Consider the following 14,472-nt stretch of genomic DNA (forward strand, 5'->3'; position numbering starts at 1 on the left):
AACTCCGGTCGGGCTACGCCCTCCCTTCGTCACGAGCCCGGCGAAACCCTCTCACCTTGATTGACGCGCTCTTCCATCCTGATCGCCGCGCAACAGCCGACTGCGCCAAGCCAGTATCAAGCTGCCGGGCAAGAGCGGTGCCCATGTCTTGCGACATGCACGCGCGGTCGAGATGTTGCGCGCATCGGTCCTGCAGGAGGTAATCGGTGATCTGATCGAGCGCCGGTCGGCGGAGTCCACGGCGACCTATCTCAAGCTTGCCACCGAGGACCTCAGGACCATCGCACTCGACGTGCCGGAAGCGGAGGTGCTGTCATGACAACATGGCCGATCCCGAACGGCAGTTGATCGCGCGCTATCTGGCAGGCCTTGGCCTGCGCCACGCCGACAGCGCTACGCCTCTTACAGGCAGGTGCTGAACAGCTTCCAGGACGTCCCTGAATGCCATGCCGAGCTCAGCAAGGATATTCTGGTGGGCTGGCTGCAGATGTTGACCGACCAGTGGATGACAGCGACGCTGCTGAACCGCACCCGCAACATCGATCGGTTTCCTCGATCACCTTCTGAACACCGGAGCGATCGAGCGCAATCTCGTCACCGCCTTGTGCGACCCATGCAATATCAAGCGATGTCGGCCGGTCTGGCGCGCATTGGCGTCGCATGATCCCGAACAGGCCCTTGCCGAACTCCGCCAGCCCAAGCCGTTCGAAAGCATGCTGGGCGGGATCATGGCCGAGCACGTCGCGCTGATGCGCAACAGAGGATACAAATACACCTTACAGACCGCATGGTTCTTGCGGTTCGATCGGTTCCTGCAGTTGAATCCGACGTTGCAGGATGAACCGATCGAGGTGATGCTGGAACATTGAAAGAAGAAGGCAAAAACGACACTCAATCACGCTGCGGAATGTGAGAAACTGGAGCGGATCTTTGCGAGGGTCCTGCGCCATAAGAATCCGTCGCTCTCGCCGCGCCGCTCGGACCCGCGACCGCAGAAGGAACTAGCGAGCGGTGGCGCAAGCCTTACATCTATACACCGACCGACATACGGCAGATGCTCGATACAGCCCATTCCTGTCTTTCGGAACGGGCTCCGCTGTGTGCACCGAGCATTCATGCCATGCTTCTGCTGGCCTATTGCGCGGGGCTTGACGTGGCGAGCTTGCCCGTCCCGATCTTGGTGACGTTGACTTCCGCGTCGGCACAATCACGATGCGGCAGACCAAGTTCTACAAGACGAGGATCCTGCCGTTCTGACAGCGTGATCGCCGAGCTTCGGGCTTATCTCGATGCGCGGCAGCAGGCCGGTGCACCGCAGGATCCGCACTCTCCGCCCTGTTCTGGCACGAGGGGCGCAACGCCCGCTATACAAAGCAGGTCATCGCCTTGTTGCTCATGGACGTGATCCGCCGAGCCGGGCTGAAGCCGCCAGAAGAGCGAATGGGTCCCCGTCTTCATGACCTGCGCCACTCGATAGTCGTGCACCGTATCCTCGAATCGTACCGCTCAGGTATCAATCCGCAAGACCGGCTGCTGTTCCTCGCGACATATCTTGGCCATAAGGATATCCTCTCCACCCTCATCTACATCACCGTTACACAAGACCTGCTTCATCTTGCGCACGAGCGGTTCAGGGCCGTAGGCGATCCATGCCTCGATCTGAGGCAGGAGTTGCGACCATGAACAGGCGAACGCGTTCGCGGATTTGATGTGTGCGTTCTTCGAATGGCTCGTCGAGCAGCGCAATGCATCGATCCACACGGTCCGGTCCTATCGTGACACTAGCGGCTGTTCCTGCGGTTCGCCGCACAACGTGTGGAAAAAAGGGTGGCGGTGTTCACACTGGCCGATCTGACTGCTGACGGGTGGCTGCCTTCCTCGGTCACGCCGAGCACGACCGCGGCGGTACTATCGGCACGCGCAACTGCAGGCTTGCCGCGATACGCAGCTGCTTCAACTTCGTCATGACCAAGGACCCCGCATCGATCGCTCAGTGCGTAGAAATCCTTCACATCCCAGCCAAGTGGGCGCTGGTGTTGGGACCCTGTTATCTGGACCTAGCGGAGGTAGCAGCGATCCTTGCCCAGCCAAACCGCTCCACACTCGAACGCATACGTGACCACTGCTCTCGTCCTCTACAACAGCGGAGCACGGATACAGGAGGCTCTCGATCTGCGTCCAAGGCGATCCGGTTCGATAGCCCAAGTTGCGTTCGTCTTACCGGCAAGGGCCGCAAGGGACTCTGCCCACTCTGGCCGGGTCCGCAAGCGGCATCGCGGCGGCGGCCATCGGCGACGATGTTTTTTGGCGACGTGGGCTCACGCTGCGGCCTGCGCAGTGCGCTGGCGGGCCGCCTTCCGGTTCCAGGCGAGCAACTCGAGCAGCTCGTGCAGCTGATGGTTCTTGGTTCGTCCGGAGGCGATGCGCTCCAGCACGTCGGTCAGGTAGGCTTGCGGGTCGAGCAAATGCTCTAGCCCATCAAGACAGGTAGGTGCGCTGTTGAAGAACCCGTGCAACTAAGCAAATAATGAGAGGAGAGGAAACGCAGCGAGAGGAGGTAAGAAGGAAATCGTAAAGACCGCGAGCCGGCGAACGACCGAATTTGGCGGCGCTTGCTGGTAATAAGTTGGCCGCGATCCTCGAGTCGTGCAGTAGCTTGGTTAAGGGAGAGCCATTCATCCTTAGTACATCGCATTGCAACCAACTTTCCTCGATCACGCAACCGCCCTTCTAGTCTTAGCGATACCTAGCGGGGTAACCTCAAGAGCCGCAGAACGGTTCAACCCTGGAGAATCACGATGAGTGCGTCGGCTTCGATTGATAATTGGATACCGCGTAGCGATATCGTCAAACGCGCGGCGCGCATCGGTGCCGAGATCAAAAACATCAAGCTGTCGGGCGATTTGCCCGACGGGACGATTGGCGCGATTAATGCCTTGCTCTTGGAGCACAAGGTCGTCTTCTTCCGCGGTCAAGATCATCTCAACGATGCCGAGCAGGAGCGCTTCGCGCTTCGTTTGGGGACGCTTGTGCCGTCTCCGACACGTGGTGCAAAAAAGGGTACACTATCAATTTTCGAGATTGATTCCGCGGGCGGAGGTATCTGGACCGACAATTGGCACATCGACCTAGCCTACGTGGACGCCTACCCAAAGATCTTAGTGCTTCGAAGCATCGTGATCCCACCGGTCGGTGGCGACACGCTGTGGTCGAACACCGCAGCCGCCTATCTTGACCTGCCCGCGCCTCTGCAACGACTTGCCGACGACCTCTGGGCTGTTCATACCCACGAGTTCGATTTTGCCGATATTGCTCGCCCCAACGAAGTGGATAAAAGGCTCTATTTCGAAAGGCTTGCCAGAGGGAGGTTCGAGACCGAGCATCCTGTCGTACGTGTCCACCCCGAGACCGGCGAGCGAGCGTTGGTGCTCGGCTTTTATGTGAAACGTTTTGTCAACGTCCCGAAATATGATGGCCAAATGTTGTTCAATCTATTCCAGTCGCACATTACGACGCCAGAGAACGTTGTGCGCTGGAACTGGAAGCAAGGCGATGTGGCTATCTGGGACAATCGCGCCACGATGCATTATGCCACGAAGGATTACGGTGACCAGCGGCGCGTCGTTCACCGCGCGGCAATCGATGGCGATATTCCTATTAGCGTCGACGGCCGATGCAGCGTAGCCCGTGTCAGGAGCCTCGATCGGCCTATCACGAATGCGATCCCTTCTAGCTGATCCCGTAGCACTTGCGAGCTCTCTCCTCCCGAATCGCTGAGGCGGTGATGACGATCATACCAGCGACGAAAAGTAGCGGCTATTTCCCCCGCCCTTCTCGTAGGCGGACCGGCTTGCAATGTTCGTTCCGTCATGAAGAGAGCGGATCGCAACTGGAGTTGGACCAATGAGGGCCAGTTACCGGGCCTTCAGGCCGCTTCCGCCTCTGACGAGTTGTAAAACAGTCGCATGATCCTTCAGGAGTGAAGATAAGATCGGCCCCGCCGGCGACTTCGGACCAGGTCTATCTCAGTACAGAAAGTTGTGCGGACTGCCCACCTAAGCTTCCTCATTGGAAGATAAGTCTCGAAGCGAACGAGGACGTTCTTTGGAGCACTCACATGCCGACAAAAGTTTCAACGAATTCCGCTGTATGGGAACATTATCAGACGCTTGGCGAGCACTACGACAAGGAGCGACCGGGCTATCCAATCAGCGCAGTTCATGAGATTGCGGCACGGGCTCTGGCTTTGCGTCATTCTTCGCGCAAGGTCGTCGACGTCGGCTGCGGGACGGGTATCTTCACACGAATGCTGGCCGGTGCTCTCGACCCGTCTCTTGAAGTTTTTGGTCTGGAGCCGAGTTCGACGATGATCGGGCGCGCTATTGAAGCAACAAAGACCATTCGGGCGATTCGGTTCGTACAATCTCCGGCCGAGCATCTTCCGTTCGACGATCGAACCGTTGGGGTGATCACGGCTGCAAGTGCCGCCCCACTCTTCGACCGGACGCTCTTCTATGCAGAAGCACACCGCATCCTGGTAGATACTGGCCTCCTCGCGATATTGCAGAATAAGCGCCGCCATGAGACTGGCTTCTTCCGGTCCTTCGAGCTGTTCCTCGAAAAGTTCGTCCCGGGCTATCGAACAGGCACATGCGCTGATGCTCGCGGCGGATACTCGGTCGCCAACTTCGATGCTGAGCTTGCCTCAGATAATCGATTTTCGAAGGTCATGGTCCAGAAATGGGACTGGCCAAGAACTTTCACGACCGAGAGCTTCGAGGCGTTCGCCTTATCCACAATCCAACTCAAAATAGCACGGGCCGCGCACGGTAACGACATCATCATCAACGAGCTGCGGTCGATCTTGTCCCGTCATTGTAATGCCAGTGGGACTATTGATGTGACCTACAGCGCCGAACTTACAACTGCAGTACGGGCTGTGCAATAACCATATTCCGTTGATGGAGCGGAATGCGGCCCTCAAGAGTTTGCTCGGAATGCGATTTTCAGAAAGAAGGCAAGGTCGCCGGTTGTCTTTCGCGTGCCGATCTCAACCAATACCTCAGCATACGGATGGATCTCAGTGGCGATGTGTGGGAAGGTCAGATCATACTTATAAAGCTGATTCAGTCGGTACAGGCAGAGGATATTCAGGGGCATTCGGTTATTCTGCCTGGCGCGAATGCATCAGCCGTTCACATTGGCCAAAGAGTCTCTCCCTTGGATGATTGGAACCTAAATCGCAGCTTTCTAGGCGATCCAAATGGGACTCCGACGATGATGATCGAGCATTTCATCGAAGCGGTCCTGTTGCCGTGCTGCGATCTCACGGTGGCCAGCGTGTGACCCTCATAGGGTTGCCGGGCAGCGCCTTCACATGGGTGACGAACTGGCCGCCCTTCGCGCGGCTGATCGTGGTTGCAACGGAGACTTTGACGCCGAACTCGTAAGGCCGATGGGCCTTGCCCTTGCCGATGCATTCGACCTCCGGCGCGTGCAGGGAATATACCTTCGGCCCGCGTTGACGCTGTTGCTGCTCGCGCACGCGCCGCGCCGGCGGCAGCAGCTTTGCGAACGCCGCTTCGCGCCCGCTGTTGCCATCGATCTTGCGGCCGATGTCGCGGATCACGCGGCCGAGATAGGTCCGTAGCGTCTTGAGCGCCCGGTTGGCACGCTTGAACTGTTTGGCGTGGGCATAGCGCTGATGCTGGATCAGGGCGAACTTGCCCACCCGCGCATAGGATTGACGCAAGCTCACCCCATGGCGCTGCGCCAGCCGTACCAGCTTCTCGCGCGCCCGGTTCAGAAGCTTCGCATCGGTGGGGAACGTCACGTTCTTGGGCTGAACCGTGGTATCGACGATCACCCGGGACAACTCGGACGGCTAGATCGCCTTGGTCCTGGTGGCAACCGACAGGCTCTCCTGGATCGGCGCAGCCAGTCGTTCCTCGCCCATCCGGTTGCGCCAGCGCGTCAGCGACGAACGATCGAACACCAGCCGGTGCTGGAAGAACTCCTCGCCGCAGAAGTATTGGTAATAGGGGTTCTCGACCCACCGCTCGCACAGAACGTCGAGCAGCAGCTCCCAGTGCTCTCCACTTACCTCGGCCACGTCTGCGTGCGCGATACTTACTGGTAACTCTCGGCCTGCGCCGAGTTGATGGAAGAAGCGGCTATGAGGCCCAGGGCGCACATGGTATTGAGCTACGCTCAAAGCGAGCAGCGTTCGAAAGCAGGCAGCTAAAGCCTCGCAGGCATTCTGGCCTAAGAGAAATGCGCCTGTCCTATAGCTCTCTTGAAGCGGTAATGAGATGGAAGGCCTCGCACGTGCCGCTGGTCGCCAATCTGTTCGAATCCGTGATGTCGGTAAAACGAGCCGGCCGTTGTTCGCCCGTTGCACCATATCAGAAGTCCTCCACGCCTACGGATCTCGCGTAAACCATGGTCAAGTACAGCGCTGGCAAAGCCAAGGCGACGGAACTCTTGGGCCGTTGCCATTCCACGAATTCTCCAACTGCGCCCGGATGACGGACTTCCTTGATCCAAATCCATGTCTTCGAGAGTAAACGTACCAACGGACGCCAGGACCGATCCACAGTAGGCGCCGACGTGAAATAGGGCCTTGGCGTCAGGATAGGCCGGGACTGGTTTCGGAGGTGCGGGTGTCAGTTCCGAATTCCGGAGGTCAAGGCCTGCTTCTTCGGAAATGAGACAAACGCGCAGATCGGTATCGCTGGTGGGGAACTGACCTGTTACGGGAGCATGCGTTAACTGGCCCTTCATTGGTTGAACTCCCGATCCGCAGGCGCATCCATAAGAGATGCAATTGCCTTCAACCCGCGAACAAGTTCGTCCTGATCCGACGGCACGCCCAGACCGACCCGAAATTTCCGGTGTCCGTGTTGATTGTTAACGGCGAAGGAATCGCCCGGTCCAACAACCACTCCAGCATCGAGGGCCGCCTTGACGAAGGCGTCAAGCTGCCATGCCTCAGGCAAGTCGATCCAAAGATGATAGTTGAATGCGCTTGGAGATAGCTGCATCCGCGGAAGGATCGACGCAGCCAGGGCCCGGCGCCTCAGGGTCTCCGCCCGCACCGATCGCAGTATTTCTGAGCCGATCCCATTTGCGAGCCAATACGATGCGACCTCTGCCACCAGCGGTGCGACCATCCAATTCGTGGTTCGCACTCCAGGCCAAAAGACATTTTGCGAGATGTCCGAATTGGGACCTACGACATACGCCACCCGAAGCTGCGCGGCGAGGCATTTGCTTAGTCCCAAAATGTACCAGCTGCGCTCGGGCGCATAGAGAGAAAGTGGAGGAGGCGCCTCTTCCGGCAGCACGCCATATATATCATCTTCAAAGAGCCAAAGATCGTGTCGACGCGCCACCGTCGCAATGTCTGAGCGTCTTGCCTCAGACATTGTTGCAGATGTTGGGTTATGCAGTGTGGGCATGCAATAGAGGGCCCGAGCATTGTCGCCCAGCTCAACGCAGGCCTTCTCAAGACTCTCCGGATCGATCCCGTCAACATCCATTGACACAGCGTGGAGCTCGATGCCGAATATAGCTGTAAGTGGCTTGATTGCTGGATAGGTCAGCTCTTCCGTTAGAAGGACACCGCCGGGTTTGACGAACCGAGCCATTAACATCGCCAGTATGCTCTGCGAGCCGTTTGCGAGTACGACACGCTCTACGCTCGGCTTCTGACCAAGCCGCTGACTAAGCCACGTCGCTCCCGCGTCTCGGTCGCCCACAGTTCCTATGAAGCGCGGAAAGCGAATTGCATCCGCGATATTTGCACGTCCAAGGTCGGCGAAGGTGTCCGTCAAAGCTCGTTGAACTACGGGGCTTGGAGGTGGAAAATTCCGACCAAAATCGATCGGTATCACTTTGGGTGATAAGGGCTGCGCTTGTCCAAGCTTGTTCAGATCGTTCATTTCGCTCTCGCTAGTCATAACCTTATGAATTGGCCGCTGATCCTAGTGCTGAAGGCCAGATCGGGAGATCATCACCAAACTGATAGAGCCCGCGATCGCGAAGGCGGTGGCGATGGGGACTGCGATGCCCCGAATAGCCGGAACCCGAATCTCAGTTGTCACATGAAGCACTGCAAGAATGATGAAAGCGATCGCCACGACGGTCGGAAAGAGGTCGTCAGGAAAGTGCGACCGTGAAAGGAGGAGCATCGCAAGAAGTGGCGTATCGTACGAAACGGGGATGCCCGTGAACCGAGCGTCGGCAGTAAGACCCACGTTCTCAAAATAGCTGAGCCTGATGGCACCCGCTAAAACGAGAAGCACGCTCGCGACGAGCGACAGGGCAGTTCCTTGGCTGATAAGGATGATCACTGCAGCCGGGAACACGACTCCATGAAAGAAGTCGGCAAATCCATCAAAGCTCTTTCCGAACTCCGGTACACCTCGACGGCGAAGATGGCTCGTCTTGCGGGCAACATGCCCATCCCAATGATCCAGAAACCAGGTCCAGAGCATTGCCGCAACGCCGAGCTCTATCTTGCCGTTTAAGGCCAGGAAGAGCCCAATGACGGCAAACAGATAGGCGAGGGCGGTGATGACATTTGCATAGTCACGCAGATACCCGATCATCGCCTTGCTCCCGTCAGCGGGATGGAACTCGCCGCGGAAACTGCGCGGCTCATCGGCGGCGCGAAAATCTTCTCCGCTAGGCGCAGATCATCTTCGCAATCGATTTCGAACCAGCGGGTATCGCTGCAATCCGCCGCTGAAAGCTGCAGCTCTCGCTGCTCGACAAGCCGTGCGAGGACCTGCTCAACATAGGCCGTACGATGCCCGCTTTCGACAGCCTGGTGCAATGCTGGCACCAGCTGTTCGCGCGAGGCGTCTGCAGAAAAGCGCGTCAGGTTGACGGTCTTAAAGAGACCCCTGGCCCGGGCCTCGACGGGCGTCTGGTTCATGACGAACGCGACGACAGAACCATCGTCAGCCAGCTCGACGGCGGAGCCACTCATTGCTGCGTTGAACGCCGCAACAGCCGCCACGCTCTGCTGGGTAGATGAGACCGTTCGAATTGTTCTTTCGAGGACTTCGCGCTCGAAGAAGACATCGCCTTCGAGAAAGACGGTGTCGCCGGCAAGCATTGTATTTCGCGCTAGCCATAAGGAGTAGGCGCTGCCGGTCCGATCGAAGATGGGATTGTGGACATACTCGATGTCGACCTCCTCGAACCGATGGCCGCAGGACTGTTCGATGGCTTCTTCGCGATAACCCACGACGATGGTTGCTTCGCGAGCCCCGAGCTCAGACAACTGATGCAGCGCGTTGTGCAGCATCGGGGTTCCGTTCACCTCCACCAAAGGTTTCGGAACAAATTCCGTGTAGGGGCGCAGCCTGGAGCCGATTCCTGCGGCAAGGATCACCGCCCGTGTACCATTGAGCATTTTGAAACGTCCTTCTGGCAAGCTTCAGGCTGGCTGCCTGGTCTTCAGGCTGTTCAGGGTCTCGACGACGCGTTTCAGTCCCGTCTCCAGCAGGTTTGGTGGAGCACCGAAACAGAGACGCAGGCCATTCACGTCGCCAAAGGTACCGCCGGCAACGGATCCCACATCGGCTTCCTCCAGGAGCAATCGTGCAATGTCGTCGGTGGATCGAAGGTGGCCGCTGGCCGGCAAAGCTGAGACGAGCCTACTGAGATCGAGATAGAAGAAGAACGAGCCGTCGGCGCCCGGCAAGCTTACGTCCTGCAGACCAGAGAGGATGCGAAGACCATTGTTGCGAGCGTCGGACAGACGCTCATGCATCTTTCGTTCAAAACTGCCGTCGCCGACTTGAAGGTGATGCAGGATGGCGTGCTGTGCGATTACATTGGCATTCGAGGTCGTATGGCTCTGCAGCTTCTTGGCCGCGGAAACGATCTCCGGCGGAGCTGCGAAGTAACCCAGGCGCCAACCGGTGATCGCCAGCTCTTTTGAGAAGGCGTTGACCAGGATTGTCCTTGAACGGACGCCGGGATGCGCCATGACGATCGACTCATGGCGCGAACCGGTGAATACGAAGCTGGAGTAGCTTTCGTCGGAAACGATCCAGAGCTGATAGTTGATCGCGAGATCGCCGATAGCTTGTAGAGTCGTTCGATCATAGACTGCGCCGGTCGGATTGTTCGGCGAGTTAATGATAACGGCTTTCGTGCGCGGGCTGACAGCGGCGCGAATTGCGGCAATATCAGGAATATATGTCGGGGGGCGAACGTCGACGAACACGGGCTTTGCGCCAGCGAGAAGAACCTGGGACGGGAATGTCGGCCAGCAGGGGCGAATGATGATGACCTCATCTCCAGGATTGAACACCGCCAAGGCAACGTCGAGCAGGCCCTGCTTTGCACCCGCAGTGATAGCGATGTTATCCGTATTCCAGTCGATGCCTGTTTCCGCAGACAGCTTCGCGGCAACGGCGCCGCGAAGCGGCGTCAGGCCGATGGAATCGGTATACCGGTTCGCCCCGGCATTGATGGCGGCAATCGCTCCTTCGCGCACGGATGATGGTGGCTCGATGATGACTTCGCCGTCTGCCAGATCGATGATCTGACGGCCGGTCGCGGCAGCTATCTTAGCCGCCTCCCGGGCGGCGGCAGTGCCCGAACCTGACAGCAAAGACATCCGTTGCGCCAACATGTGCGCTCCTCCTGCATCGATGGTCGCATTTGTTAAGGTGATCGCAACCGCTTCGCCGCCGGTACGCGATCTGCCTCGGCGGATATCACTCTTCCGATCGGCAACCGCGTCGTAGCCAAATGGGGCTTTAGAGTTCATTGAGACCGGCGACCTCTTCATCGCGCCAAGATGCCCTTCATGCACTTACAAGGAGGGGCGCGGTTGCAGCAGACCTGAGCACACAGTATTTTGGAACCGAGGAGCCAACGCATCGATCGCGGCCGTCGGCCAGAACAGATTGTGAGTGAGTCTGCATGCTGAACTCCTTGCAGCTGATGTTTGCGTAGCCCGATACTCATCCGACAAATAGTTTGCTCCCATCAGTAGATCAGATACTAACGTTGGTAGTTGACCCGAGCGCAAACGTAAGTCGTTAGAATTGAGACGAGAGTTGCGGCTCTGCGGTGCTCGGAGTCGAGCAGGTCTAGACTTGCCCTTGGCGATGGCTTCTATCATTTGCAAGCATGTCGATGCACGAGGCGCTTGAAACATGCCGCAGTCCGATCCTGAGAGTGCCGCCCGCGCCACCGACGATGCTTATTGAGCTCAGAGTGGTGCGGATAAGCGATGCATCGATGTGAACGACCTCAGCGGTGGCGATCTTCGCCTTGAGACGGGCCCCGACCGTCCGCTTGAAGACTCATGCGGTGGCGCTCTGCACCCCACCGCTAGGGGATCCGTATCAAGCTGGAGTGGTCGGGAAGAGCGTCATGCGGTCCGTAGCCGACGAACCATCGGATGGCGACATTGACTTGAGCCTCCGATCGTCGACGATGCCCAGTGGCAGCCCAGCGAGCATCAACCGTGCAGCGACTTCCGGATATTCGCCCGGCCATCGCACAGGCAACAACAGTGAGACTTCGTAGTGTAGCCAATAGAATCGAGTACGCGATCGAGCCGAACCACCACGTGATCGTCGGGATTAGCTGGCGGAGCGAGCCCGTGACGAACAGCTCTAGCTGATCCTGTTCCTTCCCAGCATGTGGCTCCTCTCCGGCCGCGAATCACAAAGAAAACGGAGTCAATCCGCGCGAACTCTTTCAGCGACCTGCCACTCGGCAGCGCTGTCACGTGGCGTTCAGCACCTTTGGCGGCGGCGGCCTTGATGCTCTCGTGGGCGTCCGAGATCTAGCTTGAGGCCGCGCAGACCCCGCCTGGCGAGCCTGCGCAGGAACCCCGTCCGCAGATGGGCCGACATCCATGCCGGGGACTTCGGGCCGGCCATCACTGTACGCCGATCGCGACGATCCCCGCGCAATGCGCCCCTGCTGGCGCACCTTCGCGTAGGTGGCGTCGATCCACCGAGAGGGCCATCGCCCTCGACCGGACGGGCGAGGAACGCCCCGTCAACTATCAAGCCTGCTAATTGATCTAGATGTCAGAAAAGGGGAGTGATTGCCGGATGAAGGTTGGGCTGCTCAGTTGGGCTCCTCAACCGTCGCTCCTGAGGTGTTCGGCATGAAACGTCAACCACAATCTGTACTCGCCAACGGTCCTGATCGATGCACCGCATCCTCGACCGCAGAAGTGCTGCGTGCACAGGTGTGCTCCAATCTTGAACTCTCCTTCCTCATGGAAGCGCATGACGGCCTCTCGGCTGCGATCGCCGAGCGCGCAGGGTTCAAAGGTCTCTGGGCGTCCGGTCTTTCAATTGCCTCCTCTCTTGGGTATCGTGATGTCAACGAAGCGTCATGGTGCCAACTTGTCGATGCAGTCGAGCGGATCGTGGACTCGAGCAAACTGCCTGTTCTGGTTGACGGCGATGGCGGCTTTGGGAATTTCAACAATGCACGCCTCCTTGCCGGCAAGCTCCGTCAACGAGGCGCTGCGGGCGTTGCGCTTGAGGACAGCTGCTTTCCGAAGATGAACTCGCTCATTGGCGATCGTCATCCCCTCGCCGATATCCACGAATTCTCCGGCCGCCTGCGGGCAGTCAAGGATACAGTCGCGGAAGATTTAGTCCTCGTGGCCCGGATCGAGGCGTTGATCGCGGGGCATGGAATGGACGAAGCAATTTTACGCGCTCACGCCTACGCGGACGCGGGTGCGGACGCGATCCTCATTCACTCGCGAAAGAGCACCGCGGACGAGGTTCTTTCCTTCACGCGCACCTGGCAAAGCCGATTGCCCGTCGTGATCGTGCCAACGACATACTATCGAACACCAGTCTCTGCGTATCGTAATGCCCGCATCTCAACAGTGATCTGGGCCAACCACTCAGTGCGAGCTGCAATAGCGGCAATGCAGCAGATCTGCCGTCGTATCATTGCCGAAGAAGGCGTTGCCGGTATCGAGCCCAATATTGCGACGCTCGACGAGGTCTTCGAGCTTTTGAGGTATGACGAACTTGCCCGCGCGGACGCGCGCTATCTTCACGCTCTTGACTCAGGGCAATGATCTCCCATTTACACGCAACAAACTCGTTCTCGAAGGACCACCGGCATTCAATCGGCCGCCTTACTGTTACGCTCCACTGCATTTTCAGTTAAGCACAGGCGTTCCCTCCCAAATTAGATGCGCCATTAACGGGCGCGACTGCTCTTGCGCGGCTGATCCGAACATGCCGCAGATCTACGGGCTCATTTCTCTCTTGGAGAGGCGCCAACGCGGACGGTGATCCGTCGTCCTCTTCAAGAAAGCCGGTAGACTCCACACCGCAATAGCAACGACAAGTAACATTTGAGACCGACGGAGAGCCCTTATCATAAGGCAACGGACGGTTCTGCTCAACTCTTCGGGCACCGCCGCCAACGTGACAGATCTGCCTGGCGGCGCCGTTCGCAACGTGTTCGCCTTCAGTACGCGCCGCTGGCGCAAGCAACTGACCCGCTAAGGCTGATTGGGACCACGGTTGTCGCTTCAACTGTGGCTGGCAGTGTTACCGATGCGGTCGCGGGAGACGAGGTGAAGGCCGGCTTGCAAACCCAAATCGGCCGGGTGCAGCGGGGCTAAAGCCATCTCTCTACCGGTTCCCGCATGTGGCGAGACAACCCAAAAAATTGGCTCCAATGATCCGAACGATCCCGTCGATGGCACCGTCAACAAGACGATCACCGACTGGCTGGCGGCAAGGCCGCTTGGAAATCCAGCTTTGGTCTGGATAGGCCCGCTCTTGGCGACGCAAAGTCCGAAATCGACACCTCCGGTTACGGGAAGGATCTCTTCCCGCCGGCCCCGAAGCAAGACCCGCGGCATCGATCCGCATCCGAAGCAAATGCTGCAGCACCGCGGTGTGTTCGATAATTCCAAGGACATTCTCGAAAACACCATTTCAGCCGCCGACAACGCGCTTCAGCACGGTTTCCACGGTGTCGAACTCGATCTTCGCGCACATAGGAGCGGCCATGCCTGGATGATGCATGACACACTACGCTCGGGCGGGTTACCGGAGACCCGGACAATTGCTTGATTTCGGATGTCCCTACCGAGGAAATCAAGAACATGAACCTCTCGATGTGGAATCCGATCAATAATGAACGAATTCCGTGCAAATCGAGCAAAAGCGCTTTCCGGTCTTCAAGGCCAGCAGGGCAGTGCACGAGCGCCTAAACCGCGACGAGAGCTCGGAGACGATCAGCTCGCCGTCTGAGGTTGTTTAAGAGGGCAGGTGGCGCGCAGCCCGACCGTAGGGTTCCATCATGCCAAGGCGGCGGCTGACGCGGTAACGCGCCACCTGTTGGGCAGAGTGCTAATCACCATTAGCATCGACAAGTCCCGCGGTCAGAGCGCGCCAAGGATCAGTCCATCAACGCCTGACTCAGACCAAGGCCGTTGCGCTG

Annotated in this window: 15 protein-coding genes and 3 pseudogenes; 8 read left to right on the plus strand and 10 right to left on the minus strand. The window is 58.3% G+C overall.

What is annotated here, in order from left to right; genetic code table 11:
• Positions 1–148 precede the first annotated feature (148 nt).
• The 3 genes from ABIB66_RS38635 (at position 149) to ABIB66_RS38645 (ending at position 869) form a co-directional block, all read left to right on the plus strand.
• On the plus strand, positions 149–319 hold the full coding sequence (locus tag ABIB66_RS38635) for a hypothetical protein (protein WP_502918355.1): 171 nt from the start codon (positions 149–151) through the stop codon (positions 317–319).
• 93 nt (positions 320–412) lie between these two features.
• Positions 413–664 carry a hypothetical protein gene (locus tag ABIB66_RS38640; protein WP_354258577.1) on the plus strand — a complete coding sequence of 84 codons (252 nt, stop codon included), beginning with the start codon at positions 413–415 and terminating at the stop codon, positions 662–664.
• Complete coding sequence (locus ABIB66_RS38645; RefSeq protein WP_354258580.1) at positions 651–869, plus strand: hypothetical protein; 219 nt, start codon at positions 651–653, stop codon at positions 867–869. Before ABIB66_RS38640 ends, ABIB66_RS38645 begins: the two co-directional genes overlap by 14 nt.
• A 637-nt stretch (positions 870–1,506) precedes the next feature.
• On the opposite strand, the gene ABIB66_RS38650 is transcribed toward ABIB66_RS38645, so the two are convergent.
• Positions 1,507–1,761 (minus strand): hypothetical protein, encoded by a 255-nt coding sequence (locus ABIB66_RS38650; RefSeq protein ID WP_354258583.1) that lies wholly within the window; start codon positions 1,759–1,761, stop codon positions 1,507–1,509.
• 557 nt (positions 1,762–2,318) lie between these two features.
• Positions 2,319–2,465: a transposase domain-containing protein gene (locus ABIB66_RS38655; protein WP_354258585.1), complete on the minus strand. Its 147-nt coding sequence runs from the start codon at positions 2,463–2,465 to the stop codon at positions 2,319–2,321.
• A gap of 333 nt (positions 2,466–2,798) precedes the next feature.
• On the opposite strand from ABIB66_RS38655, the gene ABIB66_RS38660 reads away from it, so the two are divergent.
• The 3 genes from ABIB66_RS38660 (at position 2,799) to ABIB66_RS38670 (ending at position 5,346) form a co-directional block, all read left to right on the plus strand.
• Positions 2,799–3,737 carry a TauD/TfdA dioxygenase family protein gene (locus ABIB66_RS38660; RefSeq protein WP_354258588.1) on the plus strand — a complete coding sequence of 313 codons (939 nt, stop codon included), beginning with the start codon at positions 2,799–2,801 and terminating at the stop codon, positions 3,735–3,737.
• A 380-nt stretch (positions 3,738–4,117) separates the two neighbouring features.
• Entirely contained in the window at positions 4,118–4,948 is an 831-nt protein-coding gene (locus ABIB66_RS38665; protein ID WP_354258591.1) for a class I SAM-dependent methyltransferase, read from the plus strand.
• Positions 4,949–5,073: 125 nt separating this feature from the next.
• On the plus strand, positions 5,074–5,346 hold the full coding sequence (locus tag ABIB66_RS38670) for a M14 family metallopeptidase (protein WP_354258806.1): 273 nt from the start codon (positions 5,074–5,076) through the stop codon (positions 5,344–5,346).
• Here the strand turns inward: ABIB66_RS38670 and ABIB66_RS38675 are convergent.
• From ABIB66_RS38675 to ABIB66_RS38710, 8 genes and pseudogenes are all read right to left on the minus strand, one after another.
• Positions 5,328–6,073: pseudogene (locus ABIB66_RS38675) on the minus strand (IS5 family transposase); the annotation flags it as partial. The gene ABIB66_RS38670 and the pseudogene ABIB66_RS38675 sit on opposite strands and share 19 nt — an antisense overlap.
• A gap of 191 nt (positions 6,074–6,264) precedes the next feature.
• Positions 6,265–6,783 (minus strand): GNAT family N-acetyltransferase, encoded by a 519-nt coding sequence (locus ABIB66_RS38680; protein WP_354258594.1) that lies wholly within the window; start codon positions 6,781–6,783, stop codon positions 6,265–6,267.
• Entirely contained in the window at positions 6,780–7,943 is a 1,164-nt protein-coding gene (locus ABIB66_RS38685) for an aminotransferase-like domain-containing protein (RefSeq protein WP_354258597.1), read from the minus strand. Before ABIB66_RS38685 ends, ABIB66_RS38680 begins: the two co-directional genes overlap by 4 nt.
• A 42-nt stretch (positions 7,944–7,985) precedes the next feature.
• Positions 7,986–8,612 carry a CDP-alcohol phosphatidyltransferase family protein gene (locus tag ABIB66_RS38690; protein WP_354258601.1) on the minus strand — a complete coding sequence of 209 codons (627 nt, stop codon included), beginning with the start codon at positions 8,610–8,612 and terminating at the stop codon, positions 7,986–7,988.
• A complete protein-coding gene (locus ABIB66_RS38695; RefSeq protein WP_354258604.1) occupies positions 8,609–9,424 on the minus strand; it encodes a phosphocholine cytidylyltransferase family protein in 816 nt (271 codons plus the stop codon). Before ABIB66_RS38695 ends, ABIB66_RS38690 begins: the two co-directional genes overlap by 4 nt.
• A 24-nt stretch (positions 9,425–9,448) precedes the next feature.
• Positions 9,449–10,654, minus strand: coding sequence for a pyridoxal phosphate-dependent aminotransferase (locus tag ABIB66_RS38700; RefSeq protein WP_354258809.1), 1,206 nt, complete (start codon positions 10,652–10,654; stop codon positions 9,449–9,451).
• A 568-nt stretch (positions 10,655–11,222) separates the two neighbouring features.
• Positions 11,223–11,646, minus strand: a pseudogene (locus tag ABIB66_RS38705) (transposase); the annotation flags it as partial.
• A gap of 133 nt (positions 11,647–11,779) precedes the next feature.
• Positions 11,780–12,035: pseudogene (locus ABIB66_RS38710) on the minus strand (transposase); the annotation flags it as partial.
• Positions 12,036–12,220: 185 nt separating this feature from the next.
• Between ABIB66_RS38710 and aepX the strand changes: the two are divergent.
• Both aepX and ABIB66_RS38720 read left to right on the plus strand, forming a co-directional pair.
• Complete coding sequence (gene aepX / locus ABIB66_RS38715; protein ID WP_354258812.1) at positions 12,221–13,090, plus strand: phosphoenolpyruvate mutase; 870 nt, start codon at positions 12,221–12,223, stop codon at positions 13,088–13,090.
• A 715-nt stretch (positions 13,091–13,805) separates the two neighbouring features.
• Positions 13,806–14,102, plus strand: a complete 297-nt coding sequence (locus tag ABIB66_RS38720; protein ID WP_354258607.1) for a glycerophosphodiester phosphodiesterase family protein — start codon at positions 13,806–13,808, stop codon at positions 14,100–14,102.
• The last annotated feature ends 370 nt before the right edge of the window (positions 14,103–14,472 follow it).

The organism is Bradyrhizobium sp. F1.13.3, assembly GCF_040548265.1.
Taxonomy (GTDB): domain Bacteria; phylum Pseudomonadota; class Alphaproteobacteria; order Rhizobiales; family Xanthobacteraceae; genus Bradyrhizobium.

What these genes read in the sequence shown, in the direction of transcription:
- ABIB66_RS38660 (WP_354258588.1), top strand. Translation starts at nt 2,799, where the DNA reads ATGAGTGCGTCGGCTTCGATTGATAATTGGATACCGCGTAGCGATATC.
- ABIB66_RS38665 (WP_354258591.1), top strand. Translation starts at nt 4,118, where the DNA reads ATGCCGACAAAAGTTTCAACGAATTCCGCTGTATGGGAACATTATCAG.
- ABIB66_RS38670 (WP_354258806.1), top strand. Translation starts at nt 5,074, where the DNA reads ATGGATCTCAGTGGCGATGTGTGGGAAGGTCAGATCATACTTATAAAG.
- ABIB66_RS38680 (WP_354258594.1), bottom strand. Translation starts at nt 6,783, where the DNA reads ATGAAGGGCCAGTTAACGCATGCTCCCGTAACAGGTCAGTTCCCCACC.
- ABIB66_RS38685 (WP_354258597.1), bottom strand. Translation starts at nt 7,943, where the DNA reads ATGAACGATCTGAACAAGCTTGGACAAGCGCAGCCCTTATCACCCAAA.
- ABIB66_RS38690 (WP_354258601.1), bottom strand. Translation starts at nt 8,612, where the DNA reads ATGATCGGGTATCTGCGTGACTATGCAAATGTCATCACCGCCCTCGCC.
- ABIB66_RS38695 (WP_354258604.1), bottom strand. Translation starts at nt 9,424, where the DNA reads ATGCTCAATGGTACACGGGCGGTGATCCTTGCCGCAGGAATCGGCTCC.
- ABIB66_RS38700 (WP_354258809.1), bottom strand. Translation starts at nt 10,654, where the DNA reads ATGTTGGCGCAACGGATGTCTTTGCTGTCAGGTTCGGGCACTGCCGCC.